The organism is Pseudomonas sp. IT-P258, assembly GCF_949767825.1.
In the GTDB taxonomy this organism is placed as follows: domain Bacteria; phylum Pseudomonadota; class Gammaproteobacteria; order Pseudomonadales; family Pseudomonadaceae; genus Aquipseudomonas; species Aquipseudomonas monachiensis.
This window is the reverse complement of sequence record NZ_CATKPU010000013.1, coordinates 77,684-99,854: the sequence shown is the minus strand read 5'-3', so window position 1 is coordinate 99,854 and position 22,171 is coordinate 77,684. Positions and strand designations below refer to the sequence as shown.

The window sequence follows — 22,171 nt, the reverse complement described above, 5'->3', positions numbered from 1 at the left end:
TCGAAATGGAAGGCTTGATTGTTTCCAACGTTCTGCTCTGGGTGCTGCTGGTGGCCGTGGCATTTGTCGTCATGGGCCTGGTGCGGCAGATTGGCGTGCTGCACGGTCGCCTGGCGCCGGCCGGCGCGTTGATGGTCGACAAAGGCGTGGCGGTCAATGAACCCGCGCCGCAAGTCACTGCCAGCGACCGTCACGGTCGTCCGGTGAACTTCGGTTATGCCGGCGAGAAATCGCAACTGCTGTTCTTCCTCTCGCCGACCTGCCCGATCTGCAAGTCGCTGCTGCCGGCGATCAAGTCCATCGCCAAGGAACAGGCCGGCACGCTCGACGTGGTGTTCGTCAGCGACGGCGACATGGATGCCCAGCAAGCGCTGATCCGCGAACATAAACTCGAAGACACCACCTATGTGGTCGGCCCGGAAGTGGGTATGACCTACCAGATCGGCAAGCTGCCGTACGCCGCGTTGATCGACAAGGCCGGCACCCTGCGCGCCAAAGGTCTGGTCAACTCCCGCGAGCACCTGGACAGCCTGTTTGAAGTCGAGCACTTGAAGCACGCCACGCTGCAGCAGTACCTCAATGCCCAACCGCACACCCACGATCACGACCACAGCCACGGCCATAGCCACTGATAAGGCAGGGAGACCTTTATGAAACTGCTGGATCTGTTGTTTGAGCGTTCGTCCCGCCGTGTCGCCGACACCACGTCGCGTCGTAAATTGCTGGCACGCATGGGTTCGCTGATGGTGGCCGGTGCCGCCCTGCCCCTGCTGCTGCCGCTGGACCGCACCAGCAAGGCCCTGGCCGCGGAACCCGCGCAGGCCGGCGACCCGGGTGATCCAAACAGTTGCGACTACTGGCGCTACTGTTCCATCGATGGCTTTCTGTGCAGTTGCTGCGGCGGGTCGGTGACGTCCTGCCCACCGGGCACCGAAGCCTCGCAAGTGACCTGGATCGGCACCTGCCGCAACCCGGCCGACGGCAAGGACTACATCATTTCGTACAACGACTGCTGCGGTAAGCAAAGCTGCGCCCAATGCGCCTGCACCCGCAACGACAGTGAAGAACCGGCCTACCGCCCGTTCAACAACAACGATGTGAACTGGTGCCTGGCCGCCAAATCCCACATCTATCACTGCACCGTTTCGGTCATCCGCGGCGTCGCCGTTTAAAACAAACGCGCTTTCCGCCGGTTGTTCGCGCAATCGGCGGCTTTTTTATTTTGTCCGGCTGTTTTTTTAACTTTCGCCCGCAACAAGCAAAAGGTGCTCAGTCATGCGCAAGTTGCTACTCCTCGGTCTCGTCTGCGCCCTTGGCGCCCCGCTCGCCTATGCCCGGGCCATTCCCGACCCGAACCAGCATCACGCGCCGGGCAATGAATCACTGCAAACCCCGATTGCCCAGGCCGGTTACAGCGTCGGCGTGAACTACCAGCTGCAATGCGCCGGTTGCCACCTGGGCGACGGCACGGGTTCGGCCGCCAACGACACGCCACGGATGAAAGGCTTTGTCGGCAACTTCCTGAAAGTCCCCGGTGGCCGAGAATTCCTCGTGCGGGTGCCGGGCATGTCGCAGTCGGCGCTGAACAACGCGCAACTGGCGGACTTGCTCAACTGGCTGATGCGCAAAGACGGCATGGCGGGCGACAGTCTGCCGGCCGACTATCAGCCCTACACCACCGAAGAAGTCACAGAGTTACGGGCCAAGACCATGCTCAACCTGCCCGGCACCCGTAGCGAGTTGATCAAGGCCATGCGCGCCAAGGGCATCGCGATCGATGACGGGATGAACTACTGAGGACAGTCGGTCGTTGGTGCCGGGTAAAACCGGCTGAAAACAAACCAGCACAATGGACGATCGAAACCCTTGCCCTATCCTTTCATCCAACCCATCACGCCGGACATCGACCATGTCAGCCCCCGAAACCACCCTCCTCGACAGTTGGCACCACAACGCCCGGGCCTGGATCGACGCCATACGCTCGGGCACCATCGAAAGCCGCCAAAAGGTCACCGACCAGGCCATCGTGTTGGCGGTGCTGGGTCGCCAGCCCGAGCGTGTGCTCGACCTGGGTTGCGGCGAAGGCTGGTTGTTGCGTGCGCTGACAGCCCGGGGTATCGAGGCGGTCGGCGTGGATGGCGATGGGACGCTGGTGGCGGCGGCGCGGGCGGCGGGCGCTGCGCCGGTGCATTTGGCGAGTTATGAACAGTTGTTGGAAGCGAAAGTCGACATCGGCCGCGACTACAACCTGATCTGCGCCAACTTCGCCCTGCTGCACCAGGACATCATCCCCCTGCTCGCCGCCATGAACACCCTGCTCGCCCCTGGCGGCGCGCTGGTGATCCAGACGCTGCACCCGTGGGCGGCTGCGGCGGGCGATTATCAGGATGGCTGGCGGGAAGAGACATTCTCCACGTTCAAGGGGCAGTGGCAGCCCATGCCGTGGTATTTCCGTACCTTGTCCAGTTGGCACAATGCACTGGACATGGCGGGATTTACTCTTGCCAGCCTGCAGGAGCCACAGCACCCGCAAAGCCCCGTGCCGCAGTCATTACTGTTGGTGGCCGAGCCACGGCGCTGAGTGGTTTTAACAACGCACACAGTTATTGTGCCCGCCGAAAATCCCTGTGGGAGCGGCGGTGCGGCGATCCGACTTGCCCGCGAAGAGACCGGCACATTCGACATCGATGTCGCCTGACACACCGCCTTCGCGAGCAGGGCTCAGTGGTACACCCAATACAGCGTCAGGCCCATTCTTTACGTAGGTGGCGCGCAGCGTTGACCATGTGCACCAGCGCCGCTTCGGTTTCCGGCCAGCCGCGGGTCTTCAGGCCGCAGTCCGGGTTGACCCACAGGCGGTCGGCGGGAATGCGCTTGGCGGCCTTGCGCAGCAGGTTGGCCATTTCCGAGGAGTCCGGCACCCTTGGCGAGTGGATGTCGTAGACGCCCGGGCCGATTTCGTTGGGGTAGGCAAAGGCTTCGAACGCGTCCAGCAGTTCCATGTCCGAACGCGAGGTTTCGATGGTGATCACGTCGGCATCCATGGCGGCAATGGACTCGATCACATCGTTGAATTCGCTGTAGCACATGTGGGTGTGGATCTGGGTTTCGTCACGCACGCCGCAGGCGCACAGGCGGAACACTTCGGTCGCCCAGTCCAGGTAGTGCTGCCACTGCGCCTGGCGCAACGGCAGGCCTTCGCGGAACGCGGCCTCGTCGATCTGCACGATCTTGATCCCGGCGGTTTCAAGGTCCAGCACCTCGTCGCGAATGGCCAAAGCCAGTTGACGAGCCTGCACTTCGCGGCTCACGTCTTCACGGGGGAACGACCACATCAGCATGGTCACGGGACCGGTCAGCATGCCCTTCATCACCTTATCGGTGAGGCCCTGGGCGTAGCGGATCCACTCCACGGTCATGGCTTTCGGGCGGCTCAGGTCACCGTAGATCACCGCCGGTTTCACGCAGCGCGAACCGTAGCTCTGGACCCAACCGAAACGGGTGAACACGTAGCCGTCGATTTGCTCGGCGAAGTATTCGACCATGTCGTTGCGCTCGGCTTCACCGTGCACCAGCACGTCCAGGCCTAGCTGCTCCTGCACTTGCACGGCGTGACGAATCTCGCTGTGCATCGCCTCGGTATATTCGGCTTCGGTCAGCTTGCCTTGCTTGAACGACTGGCGAGCCAGACGGATCGACGCGGTTTGCGGGAACGAACCGATGGTGGTGGTCGGGAACAGGGGCAGGTTAAGGCCAGCGCGCTGTTTCTCGATACGCAGGGCAAACGGCGAATGACGCTGGCTGTCCTGGGCGGTGATGGCAGCAACCCGCGCCTGCACGGCCGGTTTATGAATGCGTGGCGATGCCGCACGGCTGGCCTGCACGGCGCGGCTGTGAGTCAGCGCTTGCAGCACCTTCGGCGCTTCCGGTTCGCTGACAGCCTGAGCCAGCACCGCGACTTCTTCACACTTCTGCACGGCAAACGCCAGCCAGCTTTTCAGTTCGGCATCGAGCTTGTCTTCACGCTCCAGATCAACCGGGCTGTGCAGCAGCGAACAGGATGGCGCGACCCACAGGCGATCACCCAGACGCTCGTGAGCATGTTGCAAGGTAGCCAACGTGTTTTCCAGATCGCAGCGCCAGACGTTACGGCCGTTGACCACGCCCAGCGACAGAACTTTGTAGGCCGGCAGGCGATCGAGGATGGTCGGGTACTGCTCAGGCGCACGCACCAGATCGATGTGCAGGCCATCCACCGGCAGGTTGGCGGCCAGGCCCAGGTTCTCTTCCAGCCCACCGAAGTAAGTGGCAACCAGCTTCTTCAATGGGTCACGCTGAATCAGGTTGTAGGCCCGCTCAAAGGCGTTCTTCCAGGCCTGTGGCAGGTCGAGCGCCAGGATCGGCTCGTCGATTTGCACCCATTCGACACCCTGTGCCGCCAGGCGCTGGAAGATCTGGCCGTACAGCGGCAGCAGGCGATCCAGCAGTTCCAGCTTGTCGAATTCGGCGCCCTTGGCCTTGCCCAGCCACAGGTAAGTCAGCGGGCCGATGATCACCGGCTTGACGTTATGCCCCAGTGCACGGGCTTCTTCGACTTCTTCGAACAACTGGTCCCAACCGAGCTGGAACTGCTGATCGGCGCTGAATTCAGGGACGAGGTAGTGATAGTTGGTGTCGAACCACTTGGTCATTTCCTGGGCGTGCGCGCCGCCGCAGCAGCTGTCGCTCACACCACGGGCCATGCCGAACAGGGTTTGCAGGCTGGCCTTGCCATCGTGCGGGCGGAAACGCTCCGGGATCACACCGAACATCAACGAATGGGTCAGGACCTGGTCGTACCAGGCGAAGTCGCCAACCGGCAGCAGCTCGATACCGGCGTTTTTCTGCAAGTCCCAGTGGGTCTTGCGCAGGTCGCGGCCCACGGTGCGCAGACCGGCTTCGTCGAGTTCGCCCTTCCAGAACGCCTCTTGAGCCTTTTTCAGTTCACGGTCGCGACCAATGCGCGGAAATCCAAGGGAATGGGCCACAGCCATGTCAAATAACTCCAATGCGTTCAATGGGGCCATTGTCGACAGTGCCAGCGAGTGAGACAAACTCATTTTAATCTTGATGATCACAAGTTCTCCTCATGATCGAAAACGCCATACATAAACACCTGATCTGGCGTGACCGAACCGTGGCGTGTGCGTAAGCCGGGCGTCGATGGCATCATCACCCGCTACGAACCCCTCTGATCGGCCAAGGAATAGTCCCGATGCGTATCAAGACACCGCCGGCCCGTGCCACGGCGTTCTACCCGGACGCCAAAGCGCGGACCGCCGGGATCAGCCCATGACGGCCATTTTTCGGCCGCGTCCGACGTTGATCTTTTTGCTGTTGTTGCTGGTTCTGGTGTTCTGGCTGTCCCTGGCCCTCGGGCCGGTCAGCCTGCCGCCGGGAGATACCTTGCTGGCCGGGATGCGTCTGCTGGGGTTGCCGCTCGAAGGTGGCGACACGCAGCAGGCGGAGTTGATCCTCGGGCAGATTCGTCTGCCGCGCAGCTTGCTCGGTATTGCCGTGGGTTCGGTCCTGGCGCTGTCCGGCGTGGCGATGCAGGGGTTGTTCCGCAATCCCTTGGCCGATCCGGGTCTGGTCGGTGTCTCCGGTGGTGCGGCGTTGGGTGCCGCCATCGCCATCGTCGGCGGCAGCCTGCTCGGTGGCTTGCCGCCGGCCATCGAACCTTATCTGCTGTCGGTGAGCGCCTTCGCCGGCGGCTTGATTGTCACGGCGCTGGTGTACCGCTTCGGTCGCCGCAACGGGCAGACCGACGTCGCCACCCTGCTCTTGGCGGGTGTGGCGATGACGGCCATGGCCGGTGCCGGGGTCGGGCTGTTCACCTACCTGGCCGACGACGCCACTTTGCGTACCCTGACGTTCTGGAACCTGGGCAGCCTCAACGGTGCCAGTTACCCACGCTTGTGGCCCCTGTTGATTGTCACCGTAGGCGTGGCGTTGTGGTTGCCCCGTCGCGCGGCGGCGCTCAATGCCATGCTGCTGGGTGAATCGGAAGCGCGTCACCTGGGTTTTGACATCGAGCGGATCAAGCTTGAGCTGGTGTTGTGCACGGCGCTCGGCGTCGGCGCGGCCGTCGCGGCGGCCGGGCTGATCGGTTTTATCGGTCTGGTGGTGCCGCATCTGATGCGCCTGCTGGTGGGTCCGGATCACCGGGTGTTGCTGCCCGCCTCGTTGCTGGCCGGTGCCAGCCTGTTGTTGCTGGCCGATCTGGCGGCGCGCCTGTTGTTGGCGCCGGCCGAACTGCCCATCGGCATCGTGACTGCACTGATCGGCGCTCCGTTCTTTCTATATCTGCTTGTGCGAGGGCGTTCCTGATGCTGCGGGCAAACAACTTGCTGGTACGTCGTGGCAACCGCACGGTACTGGCAAACATCGATATCGAGTTGCGCCCCGGTGAAGTGCTAGGCGTGCTGGGGCCGAACGGTGCCGGCAAAAGCACCCTGCTCGGGGCTTTGTGTGGTGAACTGGCGACCAGTGAAGGCAGGGTCAGCCTCGACGAACGTCCACTCGCCGACTGGCCGGGTCAGGAACGGGCCAAACGCCTGGCCGTGCTGCCGCAGAGTTCGAGCCTGAACTTTGCGTTTTCGGTCAATGAAGTCGTCGGCATGGGGCGCTTGCCCCACGCCAGCGGCCGCGTGCGTGATACCGAAATCGTCGCCGAGGCGCTCAAGACCGCCGATGCCCTTCATCTGGCCGGACGCAGCTACCTGGCCCTGTCGGGCGGTGAACGCCAGCGCGTGCATCTGGCGCGGGTGCTCGCTCAGCTCTGGCCAGGTGCCGAAGGGCAAACCCTGCTGCTCGATGAGCCGACATCGATGCTCGATCCACTGCACCAGCACACTATTTTGCAAGCCGTGCGCGACTTCGCCGAGCGTGGTGCCGCGGTGCTGGTGATCCTGCACGACCTCAACCTGGCCGCACGTTACTGCGATCAACTACTGTTGTTGCAACAGGGCCTGCCCCACGCCTACGGTCCACCGGCAGAGGTGCTGACCACCGAGGCGCTGGCGGCGGTGTATGGTCTGGAAGTGCTGATTCAGCAACACCCGGAACGTGGCCACCCGTTGATCATCGCGCGCTGAGACCCATAAGGAAAACCGATGCGCTTTGTGTTGCTCTGTGCATTCAGCCTGCTGGCTGCCTGCCAAACCCATCAGGTCACCCCACTGCCGGCGCCGATCGCCCCGCAAGGCCGTGATCACACCGACCTCGGGGTCATTCGCGAACTCGCCACGGGCCGTACGCTGACGCCACAACAACTGGTCGAACGCCTGGCCGCTGCGCCGCGTGTTCTGGTCGGCGAACAGCACGACAACCCGGACCACCACGCCCTGCAATTGTGGCTGCTGCGCGAACTGGCGGCGCAACGCCCACAAGGCAGTTTGTTGATGGAAATGCTCAATCCAGATCAACAGGCCAGGGTCGATGCCGCGCAAGCTGCGACCCGCGCGGGCCAGCCACCGATCGATGCGTTCAAGGCGCTGGCCTGGCAGGCCAATTGGGACTGGAGTGTTTATGGCGCACTCGTCACCTACGCGCTGCGGCAACCGTATCCGCTGCTGGCGGCGAACCTGGACCGCGCGCAGATCATGCAGATCTACAAACAGCGCCCGCTACTCACGGGGCAAGCATCCACCACTCAACAGGTGCAGGCGACCTTGCTGGAGGACATCCGCGAATCCCATTGCGGCCTGCTGCCCGAAGCGCAGATGCCGGCCATGCTCGCCGTGCAGCAGCAACGTGACCGGCGCATGGCCGAGCGCCTGATGGCCGCGCCGAAGCCTGCGTTGCTGCTGGCCGGTGCCTTCCACGTGCGCAAGGACCTGGGGGTGCCGCTGCACCTGAAGGACCTCGGTGCCGATGAAGGGAATGCAGTGCTGATCCTGGCCGAAGCGGGCAAGACCGTGACCGCCGAGAGTGCGGATTATGTCTGGTACACAGCCGCACAGCCGGAACAGGATCATTGCGCGAAGCTGCGTCGTTAAAACGACCCGACAGATTGCCCTGAACCTTTGTGGCGAGGGAGCACTTTTGCCCTGACGACGCGACACTATGTCACGCCTGTGCGCCGGTCCAATGGTCGTATCCGCACCTCCGGCACCGGCACAGTTTGTTAACATCCCCGCGATTTTTTCGTCTGTACAGTCATCACGCTGTCATTTCAGCCTGTTCAACAGGATGCTTTTTTTCATGAGTACTTTGTATACCCGCCGGACTGTCCTGCAAGGCATGGGCCTGTTGAGCCTGGGCCTGCTCGCCGGTTGCGACGACAGCAGCAAGCTGTCGTTCAACTACGGCAAGGACCTCAGCGACAAGATCATGGGGCGTAACTTCAAGCTCAAGAACCCAGAGGGCGAAACCCGGATGCTGGGCAGCTATCGCGGCCTGATGCCGATGGTGTTCTTCGGTTTCACCCAGTGCCCGGCCGTGTGCCCGACCACCCTGGCCCGCGCCGCACAGGCCAAGAAACTGATGGGCCGCGATGGCGAAAGGCTGCAGGTGGTCTTCATCACCCTCGACCCTGAACGCGACACGCCAGAGTTGCTCGACAAGTACGTCAAGGCTTTCGACCCGAGTTTCGAAGCCCTGTACGGCACGCTGGAAGAAACCGCCGCCACCGCCAAGGAATTCGGCGTGTTCTTTGAGAAAGTCCCAAGCGGCGATACCTATACCCTCTCCCATACCGCGACCAGCTATGTCTTCGACTCCCGGGGCAATCTGCGCCTGGGACTGTCCGCGTCCCTGACGGCCAAAGAGTGCGCAGAAGACCTGCTCACCGTGATGGAGGTTTGCTGAAATGAATGCCCCGCAGGCTAAAAACCGCTTCGTGCAACGCTGCAAGCAACTGGCACTGGGCCTGTCCCTGGTCGGCCTGGCCCTTCAGGTCTCGGCACAAACCCGGGTCGACGACGCCTGGGTCCGCGCCACCGTGGCCGGCCAGCCGTCGAGCGGCGCCTTCATGACCGTCACCGCCAGCAGCGACAGCAAGTTGCTGAGCGTGCAAACGCCGGTCGCCAAGCTGGTGCAGATTCATGAAATGAGCATGAAAGACGACGTGATGAAGATGCAGCAGGTGGACTCCGTGGCTCTGCCGGCCGGCAAGCCGGTGAGCTTCGATCCCAACGGCTATCACATCATGCTGATGAACCTCACAGGCCAGATCAAGGACGGCGACAAGGTGCCACTGACCCTGACCGTCGAAAACGCCAAGGGCGAGAAAGAGTCGATTCAGGTAGAAGCCGTTGCCAAAGCGATTAACACCATGGATCACGGCACGATGATGCATGATCACAGCAAGATGCATTGATTTTCTCGCAGTATCGCAACACAAAAAAGATCGCAGCCTGCGGCAGCTCCTACACCGATTCCGTAGGAGCTGCCGCAGGCTGCGATCTTTTTTTGATCAGGACCTTTTCACGTCAACTTAAACAAGCTTGAGCACCACATTGATGTTGTTGCGCGTGGCTTTCGAGTACGGGCAGTACTGGTGCCCGGTGTCGACGATTTTCTGTGCGGTTTCACGGTCCAGCCCCGGCAGGCTGACATTGAGCCGCGCCTGCAGCAGGTAGCCGCCTTCATTGGTGCCCAAGTCAACCTCGGCATCGACCGCCACATCCTTGGGCAGCGCCACTTTCATTTCCCTGGCTGCAACCTGCATGGCGCCGATGAAACAGGCTGACCACCCGGCAGCGAACAGTTGCTCGGGGTTGGTTCCGCCACCGCCCGCACCCGGCGACGACAGCTTCACGTCGAGGATCCCGTCGGAGCTGCGGGACGCGCCGTCACGCCCGCCCGTGGTGTGGGTTTGGGCGGTGTACAACACTTTATCGATCTGGCTCATGATGACCTCCTGATTGAGTTGTAAAAAACCGGTTTCACCCCATCGGGTCGCTGGGATGGTCAATCAATATAGTCGTCACAGCCCCGCACGGCGGTCGATCCGACCGACGCCCGCTTCTTCTTTATTTACGCGCCAACTTGTACCTGACGCAGTCCTCATAAAAGCTCTGGCGTACAGCAGCCGGTTTGAATCGCGACGGACTGTCATAAGTTTGCTCTGTAATGCCAAGAGCCATCATGCGCATCCAGCTTTTAGCGAACTTGTAGACCTGGATTTTCTGCCGGGCGGCATACAAGGAAACCCCTGAGAGCTTGAGTTCCTGTGCCCTTGCAGCGGTGCCCGCCCCCCAACTGCACATGTACTGATCTTTGGCGGCCAGTTCTTTTGCTTGAACCGAAGTGGCTATGCCCGCAACTACTAGCGGGACTAATGCGATCCATATCTTGCGCATTTCGACCTATCTAACCAATTGAAAACCAAGTAATTTTGTAGACAACTTTGAAACTTGGGGGCCAGCATCCTGCCTTTTTTGCAAATAAATGAAAAAGCCGGATGGGGGGTCGTCAATTTCTTGCGGGATTTCAAACCTTTGCTATAGCTAAGGTTCTCAATCGCCAACTAAGTGAGGCAACGGAATGTCAGTCGCAAAGAAAATGAGTGTGGGGCAACTGACAATGTTGACCGCCGTCAACATGTTGGGCTCAGGAATTATCCTGCTACCGACTAAACTCGCCGAAGTCGGTGCGATTTCTATCCTCTCCTGGCTGATAACGGCCACCGGCTCCCTCGCTCTGGCCTACGCCTTTGCGCGATGCGGGATGCTCAGCCGCAAGACCGGCGGCATGGGCGGTTATGCCGAATACACCTTCGGTAAAGCAGGTAACTACATCACCAACTACACCTACGGTCTCTCGCTGTTGATTGCCAACGTGGCGATCAGTATTACCGCCGTCGGCTACATCCAGGTGTTGTTCGGGATAAAGCTTGATTCGCTGCAAGTAGGCCTGGCCACTATTGCCCTGTTGTGGATCACCACTTTCGCCAACTTTGGCGGTGCCCGCATTACCGGCCGGATCGGCGCGGTCACGGTCTGGGGGGTGATTGCACCGGTGGTACTGGTATCCACGGTGGGCTGGTTCTGGTTCGACAGCAGCGTTTACGCCGCTGGATGGAACCCCCACGACAAGGGCTGGTTCGAAGCGGCAGGCGCCTCGGTGGCAATTACCCTGTGGGCATTCCTCGGCCTGGAATCGGCTTGCGCCAACACCGACGCGGTGGAAAACCCTGAGCGCAACGTACCGATTGCCGTGCTGGGCGGCACCCTGGGGGCGGCGGTGATCTACATCGTCTCCACCAACGTCATCTTCGGCATCGTCGGCAACGAAGAACTGGTCACGTCCACCGCGCCGTTCGGCCTGGTGTTCGCCAAGATGTTCACCCCAATGGTCGGCGATATCGTGATGGCGGCCATGGTGCTCGCCTGCATCGGTTCGCTGCTGGGTTGGCAGTTCACCATCGCCCAGGTGTACAAAAGCTCGGCCGACACCGGCTACTTCCTGCCGATCTTTGCCAAGGGCAACAAAGCGGGAACGCCGATTGTCGGCATGCTGGTGCTGCTGGCGGCACAGACCGCGCTGGCCCTGCTCACCATCAGCCCCGACCTGAGCAAGCAGTTCGACACCCTGGTCAACCTCGCGGTGGTCACCAACCTGGTGCCGTACATCCTGTCCATGGCCGCACTGATGACCATGCAGAAAGTCTCCAACGTGCCGGAAGGCAAGGCACTGGCCACCAACGTCATCGCCCTGATCGCGGCGGCCTACAGTTACCTGGCACTGTACAGTTCCGGTGAACAGGCACTGATGCTGGGCGGCGTGGCCACGATCGTTGGCTACACCCTGTTCGGCTTCGTCAACAACCGCCTGATCCGCCTCGAAGCACTCAACAACAGCGTACCGACGCAAACCGTCAGCGCGCAGCACCTCACTGCCGAGCCAGTGCCGGTGAACAATCTGAATACAGCCACTATGGAGGTTCAAGCATGACGGAATATAAACACTCGCTGGGCATGCTGGCGCTACTGGTCAGCAGCCCGCCGGACAAGCGAACGGTGTTTGGCCGCGCCCTGGACCAACTGGTCCAGGACGTAGAGGGACGTGGTGTCAGCGTACTGGCCTCGGAAAGCCTCACCGATGCCGCCTCGATCCTGCGCTCGGACCCTGCCATTCAATGCGTGCTGATCCGTTGGGAAATGGACACCAGCGAAGGCCACGCCGACTGCACCAAATTGCTGGTCAAGCTGCGCGAGCGCAACACCCGCGTGCCGGTGTTCCTGATCAGCGACCGTACCACCGCGTCGAGCATTCCGTTATTGGTCATGCAGCACGCCGACGACTTCATCTGGCTGCCCGAGGACACCTCCCGCTTCCTCAGCGGGCGCATCCTGGCGGCCATCGAGCGCTATCGCCAGGCCGCCCTGCCGCCGATGTTCGGCGCGCTGGTGAAGTTTGCCCGCAGCTATGAATACTCCTGGCACACCCCAGGCCATGCCGGCGGCACCGCGTTCCTGAAAAGCACAGCGGGTCGGGCCTTCTACGAGTTCTTCGGGGAAAACCTGCTGCGTTCCGACCTGTCGATCTCGGTGGGCGAACTCGGTTCGCTGCTCGATCACAGCGGCCCTATCGGCCAGGGCGAACGCTATGCCGCCAAGGTCTTTGGCGCCCACCGCACGTACTACGTGACCAACGGCTCGTCGATGTCCAACCGCGTCATCCTCATGGCCAGCGTCACGCGCAACCAGATCGCCCTGTGCGACCGCAATTGCCACAAGTCCGCCGAGCATGCGATGACCCTGTCCGGGGCGATTCCGACCTACCTGGTACCGACCCGCAACCGCTACGGCATCATCGGCCCGATCCTGCCGCAGACCCTGAGCGCCGAAGGCGTGAAAGCCGCCATCGCCGACAACCCGCTGGTCAAGCAAGGCATCGACCCGACGCCGGTGCACGCCATTGTCACCAACTCCACCTACGACGGCCTGACCTACAACGTCACCCGCGTCGAAGAACTGCTGGGTGAAAGCGTGGACCGCCTGCACTTCGACGAAGCCTGGTACGGTTATGCGCGTTTCAACCCGCTGTACAGCGGACGCCATGCCATGCACGGCGACCCGGCCGATCATGACAAGTCCGGGCCGACCGTGTTCGCCACCCAGTCGACTCACAAGCTGCTGGCCGCCCTGTCCCAGGCCTCGATGATCCACGTGCGTGACGGGCGTAACCCGATCGAACATGCGCGCTTCAACGAGTCGTACATGATGCACGCCTCGACCTCGCCGAACTACGCGATCATGGCGTCCTGCGACGTCAGCTCGGCGATGATGGAGGCACCGAGCGGGCAGATCCTCACCAACGAGTCGATTGAAGAAGCCATCAGCTTCCGCCAGGTGCTCTCGCGCATGCATAACGAGATGCTGAGCAAGGACGACTGGTTCTTCACCTGCTGGCAGCCGCCGACCGTACAGGTTGGCGCAGCGACCGTGCCGTTCCATGAGGTCGACCCGGCCACGCTGAAAACCGACCCGAACTGCTGGGTCCTGCACCCGAACGCGGTCTGGCACGGCTTCGGCGACATCGAAGACGGCTACTGCATGCTCGACCCGATCAAGGTCTCGGTGCTCAGCCCGGGCATGGGTGACGACGGCAACCTGCTCGCCTCCGGGATCCCCGCTTGCGTGGTCACGGCGTACCTGGGCCGTCAGGGTATCGTGGTCGAGAAAACCACCGACTTCACCATCCTGTTCCTGTTCTCCATCGGCATCACCAAAGGCAAGTGGGGCACGCTGCTCAACGCCCTGCTCGACTTCAAGCGTGACTACGACGACAACGCCGAGCTCGAGCTGTGCCTGCCCGACCTGTACAACGCCAACCAGCATCGTTATGCCGGCATGGGCCTGAAGGATCTGGCCAACGAAATCTTCGCCGCCATGAAGAAGCACAAGACCACCGCCAACATGTCCCAGGCCTTCGGCACCTTGCCAAAAGCCGAGTTCAGCCCGGTGGAGGCCTACGAAAAACTGGTGCGCAACGACATCGAGCTGGTGACGCTCAACGAAGCCGCCGGGCGTCTTGCCGCGACCGGTATCGTGCCGTATCCACCCGGCATCCCGCTGCTGATGCCGGGTGAGAACGCAGGGCCGGCGGACGGTCCGCTGCTGGCGTATCTCAAGGCACTGGAAGCCTTCGACAAATCCTTCCCCGGCTTCACCCATGACACCCACGGGATCGAAGTCGAAGATGGCGTTTATCGGATGCTGGTCTTGAAGTGAGGTAAGCGAGACTTTCATTAAACGCAGTACCCATGTGGGAGCAAGCTTGCTCCCACATTTTTAGATCGCCTTCACGTCAAATCCCTATGGGCAAACTCGATCACTGCGCTCTATGATTGATCCCCATGACCACCACTGCTGCGATCCGCTCACCCTGCCCGCCCGGCGCCTGCGACTGCGGGCGCGACCCGCTGCTGGAAACACCAGGGGCGGACCTGCGCATTCTGTTTCTGACCCGCAACGAAGAAAAACGCCTGATCGAGCGTCTGGAGAACCTGCAGAGCCTGAGCGATCTGGAGCACCTGCAACGGCGCATGCTCGAACAGTTGGGTATCCGCGTGCACATCGCCCCCGGTTTCAACGAAGTGCGCACCATGCGCGGCATCGGCATCCAGGTTGGCGAACTGCCGGGGCTGTGCCGCAAGACCCGCGCCAACATCCCCGCCGCCATTCGCCGGGCCATGGAAAAGCGCCCGGAGATCGCCTACGACCTGCTCAATGCCAACGACCTGTTGCGTGACGCCTGATGACACCTCTTCTCGAACTCCCCCTCACCGACGAGATTCTCACTTCGTTCGCCCTGGCCATCGGGGCCGACCTTCAGGGCTACCGCAACCATATTTACCGGGTGCTGAATTTCCATGGTGCCCTGCGTGGTGCCGAAGGCCTGCCCCCGGACGCGGTACAAATCGCGGCGGCGTTTCATGACCTGGGTATCTGGACCGATGACACTCTCGACTACCTGCCCCCGTCCATCGCCCTGGCCACCGAGTACCTCGACAACCGGCAACGACCGGAACTGAAAGATGAAGTCAGCGCGCTGATACTTGAGCATCACAAGCTGCGCCGGTATCGCGGTGTCTACGCCGACAGTGTCGAACCCTTCCGCCAGGCCGACCTGGTGGACGTATCCCTGGGCCTGGTGCGTTTCGGCTTGCCCCGCAGCTTCATCAAAACCGTGCAGGCGACCTTTCCCGATCACGGTTTCCACTCGATGCTGATCAAGCTTTCCGCCCGGCAGCTCATCCGCTCGCCGCTGCGGCCGCTGCCGATGTTTCGCTGGTAACACAAACGTCTGCCTTCCCCTCTGACGTCGCCATTGCCGGAAAGCCATTTCGCGGCAATGTGCCTGAAACACTAACTTTCTGACTATTCACTACTGGATATTTCGAAATTCAAACCTACGCTCTTCGCGGGGGGTAACGCATTTCAACAATTGGGTGACACCACCTGCAAAGTTCATCTGGACGGCTATGATCAAACTCTAATGATCACCGAAAAAGGTCCGTCGAACCGGTATGAAATCCTCTATTTGGGGAGAGCGCCCTGGGTGCATTAAAGCCAAAATCGCCGCGGCTCGGGCAGAGATGGCCAAATAACAGCCGAATCCACGGGTGGCTGGTGCAGTCCACCCGTATTCGAAATGGACAATTGCTGAGGGATTTCAATGCCAATAAAAACAGCTGCCCTGCCCACTTCTGCGCTTCTTGCCCTGTGCTGCCAACAAGCCTGGGCCGGTGGCATCATGCTCTATGAAATCGGCACCGATAACGCCGGCCTGGCCAACGCCGGTGCCGCCGCCCGTGCCCAAGGCCCCTCGACCATCGCCAGCAACCCGGCGGGCATGAGTTTTCTGCCGGGCACGCAAATCACCGGTGGCTTGCAGGTGCTGTACGGCGACCTGAGCTTCGACCGCGACTCCGGCACCAACACCCCGGGCACAGGCAGTGGCAATGCCCTCGATCCGATGCCCGGCGCCAGCTTCTTCATCAGCCATGAACTCGACGAGCACTGGAGCGTCGGTTTCGGTTCCTATGGTGACTTCGGCCTGGCGCTCAATTACGACAACGACTGGTCCGGCCGCTACTTCGCACAAAACTCCAGCCTGCTCGGCTTGTCACTGGTACCGAGCGTGGCGTATCGCTTCAACGAGCAGTGGTCGGTCGGCCTCGGCGTCAAGGCCATGTACGGCATGTTGCAGGCCGACACCGCCATCGACCGCTCCCCTTTCGGCTTCACTGACCGCGCTGACGGCCAATACAAGTATCAGGACAACACCTGGGGCTATGGCGCCAACGTCGGTGTGATCTACGCCCCGCAACCCGGCACGCGCATCGGCCTGACCTACACCAGCCAGGTCGACCTGGACTTCAAGGACCGGCTTGATGTGAAGGGCGACGGACGTCTGCTCGACAGAGTCAACAACACCAACACCGAACTGGACATGAAGGTGCCGCAAACCGTCACCCTGAGCCTGTTCCAGCAACTGGACCGACAATGGGCACTGCTGGCCTCGGCCAACTGGCAGGACTGGTCGGAATTCGGCGACATCGCCGTAGAGGTCGACACCACGGCGTTCGGATCGCAATCGAAGACCGTCGACGCCGGCTTCAAGGACACCTGGCACCTCTCCCTTGGCACGCAATACCAGGCCACCGAGCAGTGGTTGTGGAACTTCGGCGTGGCCTACGACAGCAGCGCCGTCTCGGACAGTAACCGCAGTGTAGTCCTGCCGATGAACGAATCCTGGCGTATTGCCACCGGAGCCACCTATGCTCTGGACAAGGACACCGATGTCAACGTCAGTTGGGCCATGGTCTGGCTCGGCGACATGCCGGTTGAGCAGACCAAATCCGTATCGGGCAATCGAGTATCCGGTCAATTCGACAATGCCTGGATTCAAGCCTTGAGCGGAAACATGACCTGGCGATTTTGATGTCTTGTAAACAAAAGAACGAAGATTTCTTCCAAGGAGTAAACACCACTATGAATCTGTCCCGAAAACTGCTCGTCGGCGCCACGCTGGCCAGTCTGCTGCTAGGCGGTTGCACCTCGAAAGTGACTGAGAAGGAGCAATACTCAGGCTTCCTGTCCAACTACAACAACCTGCAGGAAGTCGAAACGCCGAGCGGCGGTACCACAATGCGTTGGGTCAGCCCTTCGTGGAACCCGAATGCCTATGACACCGTGGTGTTTAATAAACTGGAGCTCTACCCTGCGCCAAAACCCGATGAGCGGGTCAACCAGCAAACGCTGACGGACATTCAGAACTACATGACCAACAAGGCCAAGGCCACCCTGGGTCAGAAGTATCGCGTAGTGACCAACACCTCATCCGCACCGGCGGGTTCGCGCCCCCTGATCATGCGTGCGGCAATTACCGGAGTGAACGCCGAAAACGAAGGCATGAAGTGGTATGAAGTGGTTCCCATCGCGGCCGTCGTCGGCGCAACCCAGGCCGCCACCGGCCACCGTGACCAGGACACCACCCTGTTCATCGAAGCCGAGTTCGTCGACGCCAGGAGCAACCAGACCGTGGCCAAAGTGGTGCGCAAGGTGTTCGGCACCGAACTGAAAAACGAAAGCCAGCAGATTACCGCCAAGGACTTCAAGGCGGCGATCGACAAACTGGGTACCGACTTCCAGGCATTCCTCAAGTAACACCTGCCTTTGTGGCGAGCGAGCTTGCTCGCGCCGGGCTGCGTAGCGGCCCCTGGACTGTCGGCAACGACATGTTTTGCGACTGCTGCGCAGTCGAGAGCGGGAGCAAGCTCCCTCGCCACAGAGGTTCCCCTCCTGACCCTTGCGGTCACTTCTTCATCCCCACCCGCCGGCGCATCTCGGCAGTGATCGCTTGTCGGGTTCCGGGCATCTGCGCCCACGGCCCATCCCCGACTTCAGCCAGACGCTCATGCACGTTGTGCAGGTTCCATTGATTGGCACCCTTGAGTTCGGCCACCTCTTCGCGCCAGATCGGCATCGACACCGGCAACCCTTCGCGGGTACGTACGGCGTAGGCGCAAATGGTGGTCGCCCCCAGGCCGTTGCGCAGGTAATCGATAAAGATCCGTCCGACCCGGTTCTTCGGTCCCGACACCGCCGAAAAACGCTCGGGCAACAGCTTGGCCATGTGGTTGACAATGGCATGGCTGAAATCCTTGACCTCGTCCCAACCGAGCTTGCGGGTCAACGGCACTACCACATGAATACCCTTGCCGCCGCTGGTTTTCAGAAACGCCTTGAGCCCCAGTTCATCCAGCACCGACAGCGTCAGTTGCGTGGCCTCGACCATGCGCTTCCATGGCAACGCCGGGTCCGGGTCAAGGTCGAGGACAAAACGGTCCGGCTTGTCGAGTTTGTCAGACGTCGCGTTCCAGGTATGCAGTTCCACGGTACTCATCTGCACCGCGCCAACCAGCGCCTCGGCATTGTCGATGAGCATCATCGGCTGGCCGGTGAGTTGTTTGTCCAGCATGGTGATGCCGGGGATCGCCAGGTGCTCGGCGTTTTTCTGAAAAAACAGCTCGCCGGCGATGCCGTCCGGGGCACGCACCAGCGCCACCGGACGATCCTTGAGTTCGGGCAGGATCCACTCGGCGACACTGGCGTAGTACTGCGCCAGTTGCAGTTTGGTCGTGCCGCTGGCGGGGTCGATCACCCGGTCCGGGTGAGTGATGCGGACCTTGCCGTCCTCCAGACCGATCTGTGAGGGGGCAGGCGCGGCTTTCTTTTGCGTGGCTGCGGGCTTTGCCGTGCCGGTTTTTTTCTCAGTGGAGGTTTTCACGGTACTCGCACGCTCCTCGGTGATGGCTCGGGCCGGTTTGTCCTTGCGCAGACCATGGAACACGGCATGGCGTACCGAGCCGTCCCTGGTCATTTCAGCGAAGGCCACTTCCGCCAGCAGCCTGGGTTTGAGCCAGTGCACATCCCTGGCCTGCGAACCGACGGGTGGGTTAACCACAGGCGGCTTTTTCACCTGCAACGGCTTGAGTTGTTCATGGAGGCTGCGCAAGGTCGCCTCGTTGAACCCGGTGCCGACCTTGCCGGCGTAGCGCAACTCGCCGCCATCGCGGTCATGCAGCCCCAGCAGCAATGCCCCGAAGGCATGGCGCGAGCCTTTCGGCTCGGTGAAGCCAACGATGATGAATTCCTGCCGTTGCTGGCATTTGAGCTTGATCCAGTCACTGCTGCGCCGGGAGAGATAGGGCGAACCCAGACGCTTGCCGATCAACCCTTCCATCCGCATCTGGCAGGCGCTGTCGAGCAAGGCCCGGGGCTCCTGGCCAAACGACTCGGAGAAGCGCAGCAGCGGATCTTTATTGGCCTTGAGCACGGCCGCCAGCGCGGCCCGACGCTCTTCGACCGACACCTCGCGCAGGTCCACGCCATTGAGGTACGGCAGGTCGAACAGGTAGTAGAGAATGCCGTCGCTGCGATCCTCTTCGAAGGCGTTTTGCAGCGCCTGAAAGTCCGGCACACCCTGTTCGTCCATCACCACCATTTCACCGTCGAGCCACGCTGATTCCAGGCCCAGCGCGGCCAGGGCCGTGGCCTGCCCCGGCAGTTTGTGGGTCCAGTCGTGGCCATTGCGGGTGATCAGCTTCACCTCGCCGTGGTCGATGCGGGCCATGATGCGGTAGCCGTCGAACTTGATTTCGTAGCTCCACGGGCCGTCGGGGATTTTTTCCACCAGCGTCGCCAACTCAGGCTTGAGCAACTCGGGTAGCCTGGCTTTGCGCGCACCGGTGAGGGGCGATGATGCTCCCGGGCGTGAGCGCTTGGCGGCGGCCCTGGAGGTCGCCGAAAAGTCACCCAGGCGGTTGTAATCATCGAGGTTGCGGGGCATGGCTTACCTGCTTCGCGCCAGGACGTCGAATGCAAACGTCTTCTAATCAAGCAGAGCCAGCGAGCGGCGCAATAATTCAATCAACGTTGAAAAAGCCCGGACGGACGGGCTTGTGGCGCGGGATACGGCCGGTGTTTGCGCAGGTTGACCGAGTCATCGTTCTTCGCGAGCAGGCTCGCGAAGCTTTACCAAGGCGGATGCACCCTTTCAGGCAGTACCCTTGGCCTGCTGTTCCAGATGCAATTGCAATAGCGGGTCGATCTGCAACGCCGCAGCCAGTTCATCCAGATAGTTGCGCTCGGCGTCCTGCTGGTCGTCCACCAGCATCACACTGGCCAGGTACATCTCCGAGGCCATGGCCGGGTCGGTGGCCGATTGCGCCACTTCATTAGGGTCCAGAGGCTTGGCGACCTCGTCGTCCAGCCATTGCTGCAATTGCGGATCGTCGGTGTGACGGCCGATTTCAGTGCTGATCATGTGCTTCTCGGCTTCGTCGATGCGGCCATCGGCCTTGGCCGCGGCGATCAATGCCCGCAGGATCCCATGGCTGTGCTCCTCGGCCTCCGGGCCGGCCAGCAAGTCCACGGTCCGTGGCGCTTCTTGCGGCGCCGACGCCTGACTGCGTTGCCAGGCCTGGTACGCCTGGAACGCCATCATGCCCAGGGACGCCAGCGCCGCATAATTAGTGCCGCCAGCGGAGCGACTTTGCGGTGCACCGCCCATCGGCGAACCACCACCGAGCAAGCCACCGAGCAAATCGCCCAACCCAGCGCCACCACCGCCACTGCCTGCACCAGCACCACCACCCAACAAGCCGCCGAGCAATCCACCCAGGTCGCCGAGCCCGCCTTGGGCCGACGAGCCACCGCCACCCTTTTGCGCCATCGAGCCCTGGCCGGCGCGCAGTAATTGTTCGAGCAGATCGCTGGTGTTCATGGCAGTTGTCCTCTTGAAGGGCGTTTATCCAGTCAGGCAACGATAGCCCCCGCCGGCGAATGTGCCAGCACCGTTGGGCTGACCCGCCCGCGCTACCGCGGATTGCTCCGGAGTATTTCCTGGCGGCGCAGCTAAGATTCATAGGTGGTGAACCTTATTCCCGCAAACCCGGTCGATACCTGCAACCCGACCCGGTTTGCCACCGCCCCCATACGCGGGGCGACAACTGGCTTGCTTCATTCACTGGAGAACGCCCCCGTGATTTCAACCCTGTACATCGCCAGGCTCAAAGCATGGGGCGCCCATGGCTTTACCGCCACTGGCGTGGTCACCGCTTTCCTCGCCACCCTGTCCCTGCTGGAGAACCAACCGACCCATTGCCTGCTGTGGCTGGGTGTCGCCCTGATCGTCGACGGACTGGACGGTGCGCTGGCACGCAAGGTCAACGTGCAGTCGGTGTTGCCGAGCTTCGATGGCTCGATCCTCGACCTGGTGATCGACTACCTGACGTACGTGTTTATCCCGGCACTGTTCATCTACCGCTACATTCCGTTGCCGGACTACACCCTGCTGCTGAGCGTGTCGCTGATTCTGGTGTCGTCGCTGTTCTGCTTCTGCAACGTCAACATGAAGAGCACCGACAACTACTTCCAGGGTTTCCCCGCCGCCTGGAACGTGGTCGCCCTGTGCCTGTACATCATCGCCCCGCCGCCGTGGATCACCTTCGTCACGGTCATCGGCCTGGCGCTGCTGACCGTGACCCGGATGAAATTCCTGCACCCGTTTCGCGTGCGCCGGTTCATGCCGATCAACATTGCGGTGACAGCCATCTGGTTGCTGTGCAGCCTGTCACTGGTGCTCAACCATCCACGGATCAATCCGTTGGTAATGGGCTTGTGGTTGCTGATGTCGGCGTACTTCCTGGGCATCTGCCTGTGGCGCACGGCGCTGGAGTGGTTCGACGAGTCGGGGCTCAAGTAGCCATGGCGGTCCATATCGTTCAACTCGGATCACCCCGTCGGCCTGACGAAGGCTTGCGCCTGGGCACGGTACGCCGCCCTCCACGCGGCGTACCGAAAACCGAATTCGCCCGTCGGGACTTTTATGATGTCTGGCAACCGCTGCTGTCGCCCAGTGCCGAGTTGGTGGCCGAGGCCAAGGCCGCACAGGATGCCAAGGCCTGGGAGGTGTTCCGGCGCAGGTTCAAGGCCGAGATGAGCCAGCCCGCTGCCAGTCAGATGCTGGACCTGCTGGCCGCGCTGTCCCACCAGACGTCCCTGGCCGTGGGTTGTTATTGCGAGGATGAAGCGCATTGTCACCGGTCGGTGTTGCGCGAGTTGCTGCAAGCCCGTGGTGCCCTAGTGATTTAGAGGCAATGACCAACACA

The 22,171-nt window shown here is 61.5% G+C and carries 22 protein-coding genes; 17 read left to right on the top strand and 5 right to left on the bottom strand.

What is annotated here, in order from left to right; translation table 11 throughout:
* Window positions 1–5 precede the first annotated feature (5 nt).
* From mauD to ACM6G4_RS02910, 4 genes are all read left to right on the top strand, one after another.
* The gene (gene mauD, locus ACM6G4_RS02925) at window positions 6–632 is read left to right on the top strand and encodes a methylamine dehydrogenase accessory protein MauD (protein WP_056723101.1); all 627 of its coding nucleotides are present in this window, start codon (window positions 6–8) and stop codon (window positions 630–632) included.
* A gap of 18 nt (window positions 633–650) precedes the next feature.
* The gene (locus ACM6G4_RS02920; RefSeq protein WP_008050506.1) at window positions 651–1,172 is read left to right on the top strand and encodes a methylamine dehydrogenase light chain; all 522 of its coding nucleotides are present in this window, start codon (window positions 651–653) and stop codon (window positions 1,170–1,172) included.
* A 103-nt stretch (window positions 1,173–1,275) separates the two neighbouring features.
* Window positions 1,276–1,797 carry a cytochrome C gene (locus ACM6G4_RS02915; protein ID WP_414913007.1) on the top strand — a complete coding sequence of 174 codons (522 nt, stop codon included), beginning with the start codon at window positions 1,276–1,278 and terminating at the stop codon, window positions 1,795–1,797.
* Window positions 1,798–1,909: 112 nt separating this feature from the next.
* Window positions 1,910–2,581 carry a class I SAM-dependent methyltransferase gene (locus ACM6G4_RS02910; protein ID WP_414913006.1) on the top strand — a complete coding sequence of 224 codons (672 nt, stop codon included), beginning with the start codon at window positions 1,910–1,912 and terminating at the stop codon, window positions 2,579–2,581.
* Between the two features lie 163 nt (window positions 2,582–2,744).
* On the opposite strand, the gene metE is transcribed toward ACM6G4_RS02910, so the two are convergent.
* Window positions 2,745–5,033 (bottom strand): 5-methyltetrahydropteroyltriglutamate--homocysteine S-methyltransferase, encoded by a 2,289-nt coding sequence (metE, locus tag ACM6G4_RS02905; protein WP_414913005.1) that lies wholly within the window; start codon window positions 5,031–5,033, stop codon window positions 2,745–2,747.
* Window positions 5,034–5,331: 298 nt separating this feature from the next.
* Here metE and ACM6G4_RS02900 point away from each other — a divergent pair, with 298 nt between their 5' ends.
* The 5 genes from ACM6G4_RS02900 (at window position 5,332) to ACM6G4_RS02880 (ending at window position 9,361) form a co-directional block, all read left to right on the top strand.
* Window positions 5,332–6,369: a FecCD family ABC transporter permease gene (locus ACM6G4_RS02900; protein WP_056723108.1), complete on the top strand. Its 1,038-nt coding sequence runs from the start codon at window positions 5,332–5,334 to the stop codon at window positions 6,367–6,369.
* The gene (locus ACM6G4_RS02895; RefSeq protein ID WP_056723110.1) at window positions 6,369–7,136 is read left to right on the top strand and encodes a heme ABC transporter ATP-binding protein; all 768 of its coding nucleotides are present in this window, start codon (window positions 6,369–6,371) and stop codon (window positions 7,134–7,136) included. The genes ACM6G4_RS02900 and ACM6G4_RS02895 overlap by 1 nt, the downstream gene beginning before the upstream one ends.
* An 18-nt stretch (window positions 7,137–7,154) precedes the next feature.
* Window positions 7,155–8,039 (top strand): ChaN family lipoprotein, encoded by an 885-nt coding sequence (locus ACM6G4_RS02890; RefSeq protein ID WP_414913004.1) that lies wholly within the window; start codon window positions 7,155–7,157, stop codon window positions 8,037–8,039.
* Between the two features lie 205 nt (window positions 8,040–8,244).
* The gene (locus ACM6G4_RS02885) at window positions 8,245–8,850 is read left to right on the top strand and encodes an SCO family protein (RefSeq protein ID WP_056723114.1); all 606 of its coding nucleotides are present in this window, start codon (window positions 8,245–8,247) and stop codon (window positions 8,848–8,850) included.
* 1 nt (window position 8,851) lies between these two features.
* Window positions 8,852–9,361 carry a copper chaperone PCu(A)C gene (locus tag ACM6G4_RS02880; protein WP_414913003.1) on the top strand — a complete coding sequence of 170 codons (510 nt, stop codon included), beginning with the start codon at window positions 8,852–8,854 and terminating at the stop codon, window positions 9,359–9,361.
* A gap of 117 nt (window positions 9,362–9,478) precedes the next feature.
* On the opposite strand, the gene ACM6G4_RS02875 is transcribed toward ACM6G4_RS02880, so the two are convergent.
* Together ACM6G4_RS02875 and ACM6G4_RS02870 are read right to left on the bottom strand one after the other, a co-directional pair.
* A complete protein-coding gene (locus tag ACM6G4_RS02875) occupies window positions 9,479–9,895 on the bottom strand; it encodes an organic hydroperoxide resistance protein (RefSeq protein WP_046040328.1) in 417 nt (138 codons plus the stop codon).
* A 121-nt stretch (window positions 9,896–10,016) separates the two neighbouring features.
* On the bottom strand, window positions 10,017–10,346 hold the full coding sequence (locus tag ACM6G4_RS02870) for a hypothetical protein (RefSeq protein ID WP_056723118.1): 330 nt from the start codon (window positions 10,344–10,346) through the stop codon (window positions 10,017–10,019).
* Window positions 10,347–10,530: 184 nt separating this feature from the next.
* Between ACM6G4_RS02870 and potE the strand changes: the two genes are divergently transcribed.
* The 6 genes from potE to ACM6G4_RS02840 all read left to right on the top strand — a co-directional run bounded on the left by potE (window position 10,531) and on the right by ACM6G4_RS02840 (window position 17,663).
* Window positions 10,531–11,940, top strand: a complete 1,410-nt coding sequence (gene potE, locus ACM6G4_RS02865; RefSeq protein ID WP_056723119.1) for a putrescine-ornithine antiporter — start codon at window positions 10,531–10,533, stop codon at window positions 11,938–11,940.
* Window positions 11,937–14,222, top strand: coding sequence for an Orn/Lys/Arg decarboxylase N-terminal domain-containing protein (locus ACM6G4_RS02860; protein WP_056723121.1), 2,286 nt, complete (start codon window positions 11,937–11,939; stop codon window positions 14,220–14,222). Before potE ends, ACM6G4_RS02860 begins: the two co-directional genes overlap by 4 nt.
* Before the next feature lie 125 nt (window positions 14,223–14,347).
* Window positions 14,348–14,749: a hypothetical protein gene (locus ACM6G4_RS02855; RefSeq protein WP_056723123.1), complete on the top strand. Its 402-nt coding sequence runs from the start codon at window positions 14,348–14,350 to the stop codon at window positions 14,747–14,749.
* Complete coding sequence (locus ACM6G4_RS02850) at window positions 14,749–15,288, top strand: HD domain-containing protein (protein ID WP_056723124.1); 540 nt, start codon at window positions 14,749–14,751, stop codon at window positions 15,286–15,288. Before ACM6G4_RS02855 ends, ACM6G4_RS02850 begins: the two co-directional genes overlap by 1 nt.
* Before the next feature lie 381 nt (window positions 15,289–15,669).
* Window positions 15,670–16,938: an OmpP1/FadL family transporter gene (locus ACM6G4_RS02845; RefSeq protein WP_414913002.1), complete on the top strand. Its 1,269-nt coding sequence runs from the start codon at window positions 15,670–15,672 to the stop codon at window positions 16,936–16,938.
* A gap of 50 nt (window positions 16,939–16,988) precedes the next feature.
* Complete coding sequence (locus ACM6G4_RS02840) at window positions 16,989–17,663, top strand: DUF3313 domain-containing protein (protein WP_414913001.1); 675 nt, start codon at window positions 16,989–16,991, stop codon at window positions 17,661–17,663.
* 148 nt (window positions 17,664–17,811) lie between these two features.
* Here ACM6G4_RS02840 and ligD read toward each other — a convergent pair whose 3' ends face one another.
* Together ligD and ACM6G4_RS02830 are read right to left on the bottom strand one after the other, a co-directional pair.
* Entirely contained in the window at window positions 17,812–19,848 is a 2,037-nt protein-coding gene (ligD, locus tag ACM6G4_RS02835) for a DNA ligase D (RefSeq protein ID WP_414913000.1), read from the bottom strand.
* Window positions 19,849–20,055: 207 nt separating this feature from the next.
* Complete coding sequence (locus ACM6G4_RS02830) at window positions 20,056–20,784, bottom strand: tellurite resistance TerB family protein (protein WP_409079412.1); 729 nt, start codon at window positions 20,782–20,784, stop codon at window positions 20,056–20,058.
* A gap of 258 nt (window positions 20,785–21,042) precedes the next feature.
* Here ACM6G4_RS02830 and pcsA point away from each other — a divergent pair, with 258 nt between their 5' ends.
* Both pcsA and ACM6G4_RS02820 read left to right on the top strand, forming a co-directional pair.
* On the top strand, window positions 21,043–21,765 hold the full coding sequence (gene pcsA / locus ACM6G4_RS02825; protein WP_414912999.1) for a phosphatidylcholine synthase: 723 nt from the start codon (window positions 21,043–21,045) through the stop codon (window positions 21,763–21,765).
* Between the two features lie 2 nt (window positions 21,766–21,767).
* Window positions 21,768–22,154: a DUF488 domain-containing protein gene (locus ACM6G4_RS02820; RefSeq protein ID WP_414912998.1), complete on the top strand. Its 387-nt coding sequence runs from the start codon at window positions 21,768–21,770 to the stop codon at window positions 22,152–22,154.
* Window positions 22,155–22,171 lie beyond the last annotated feature (17 nt).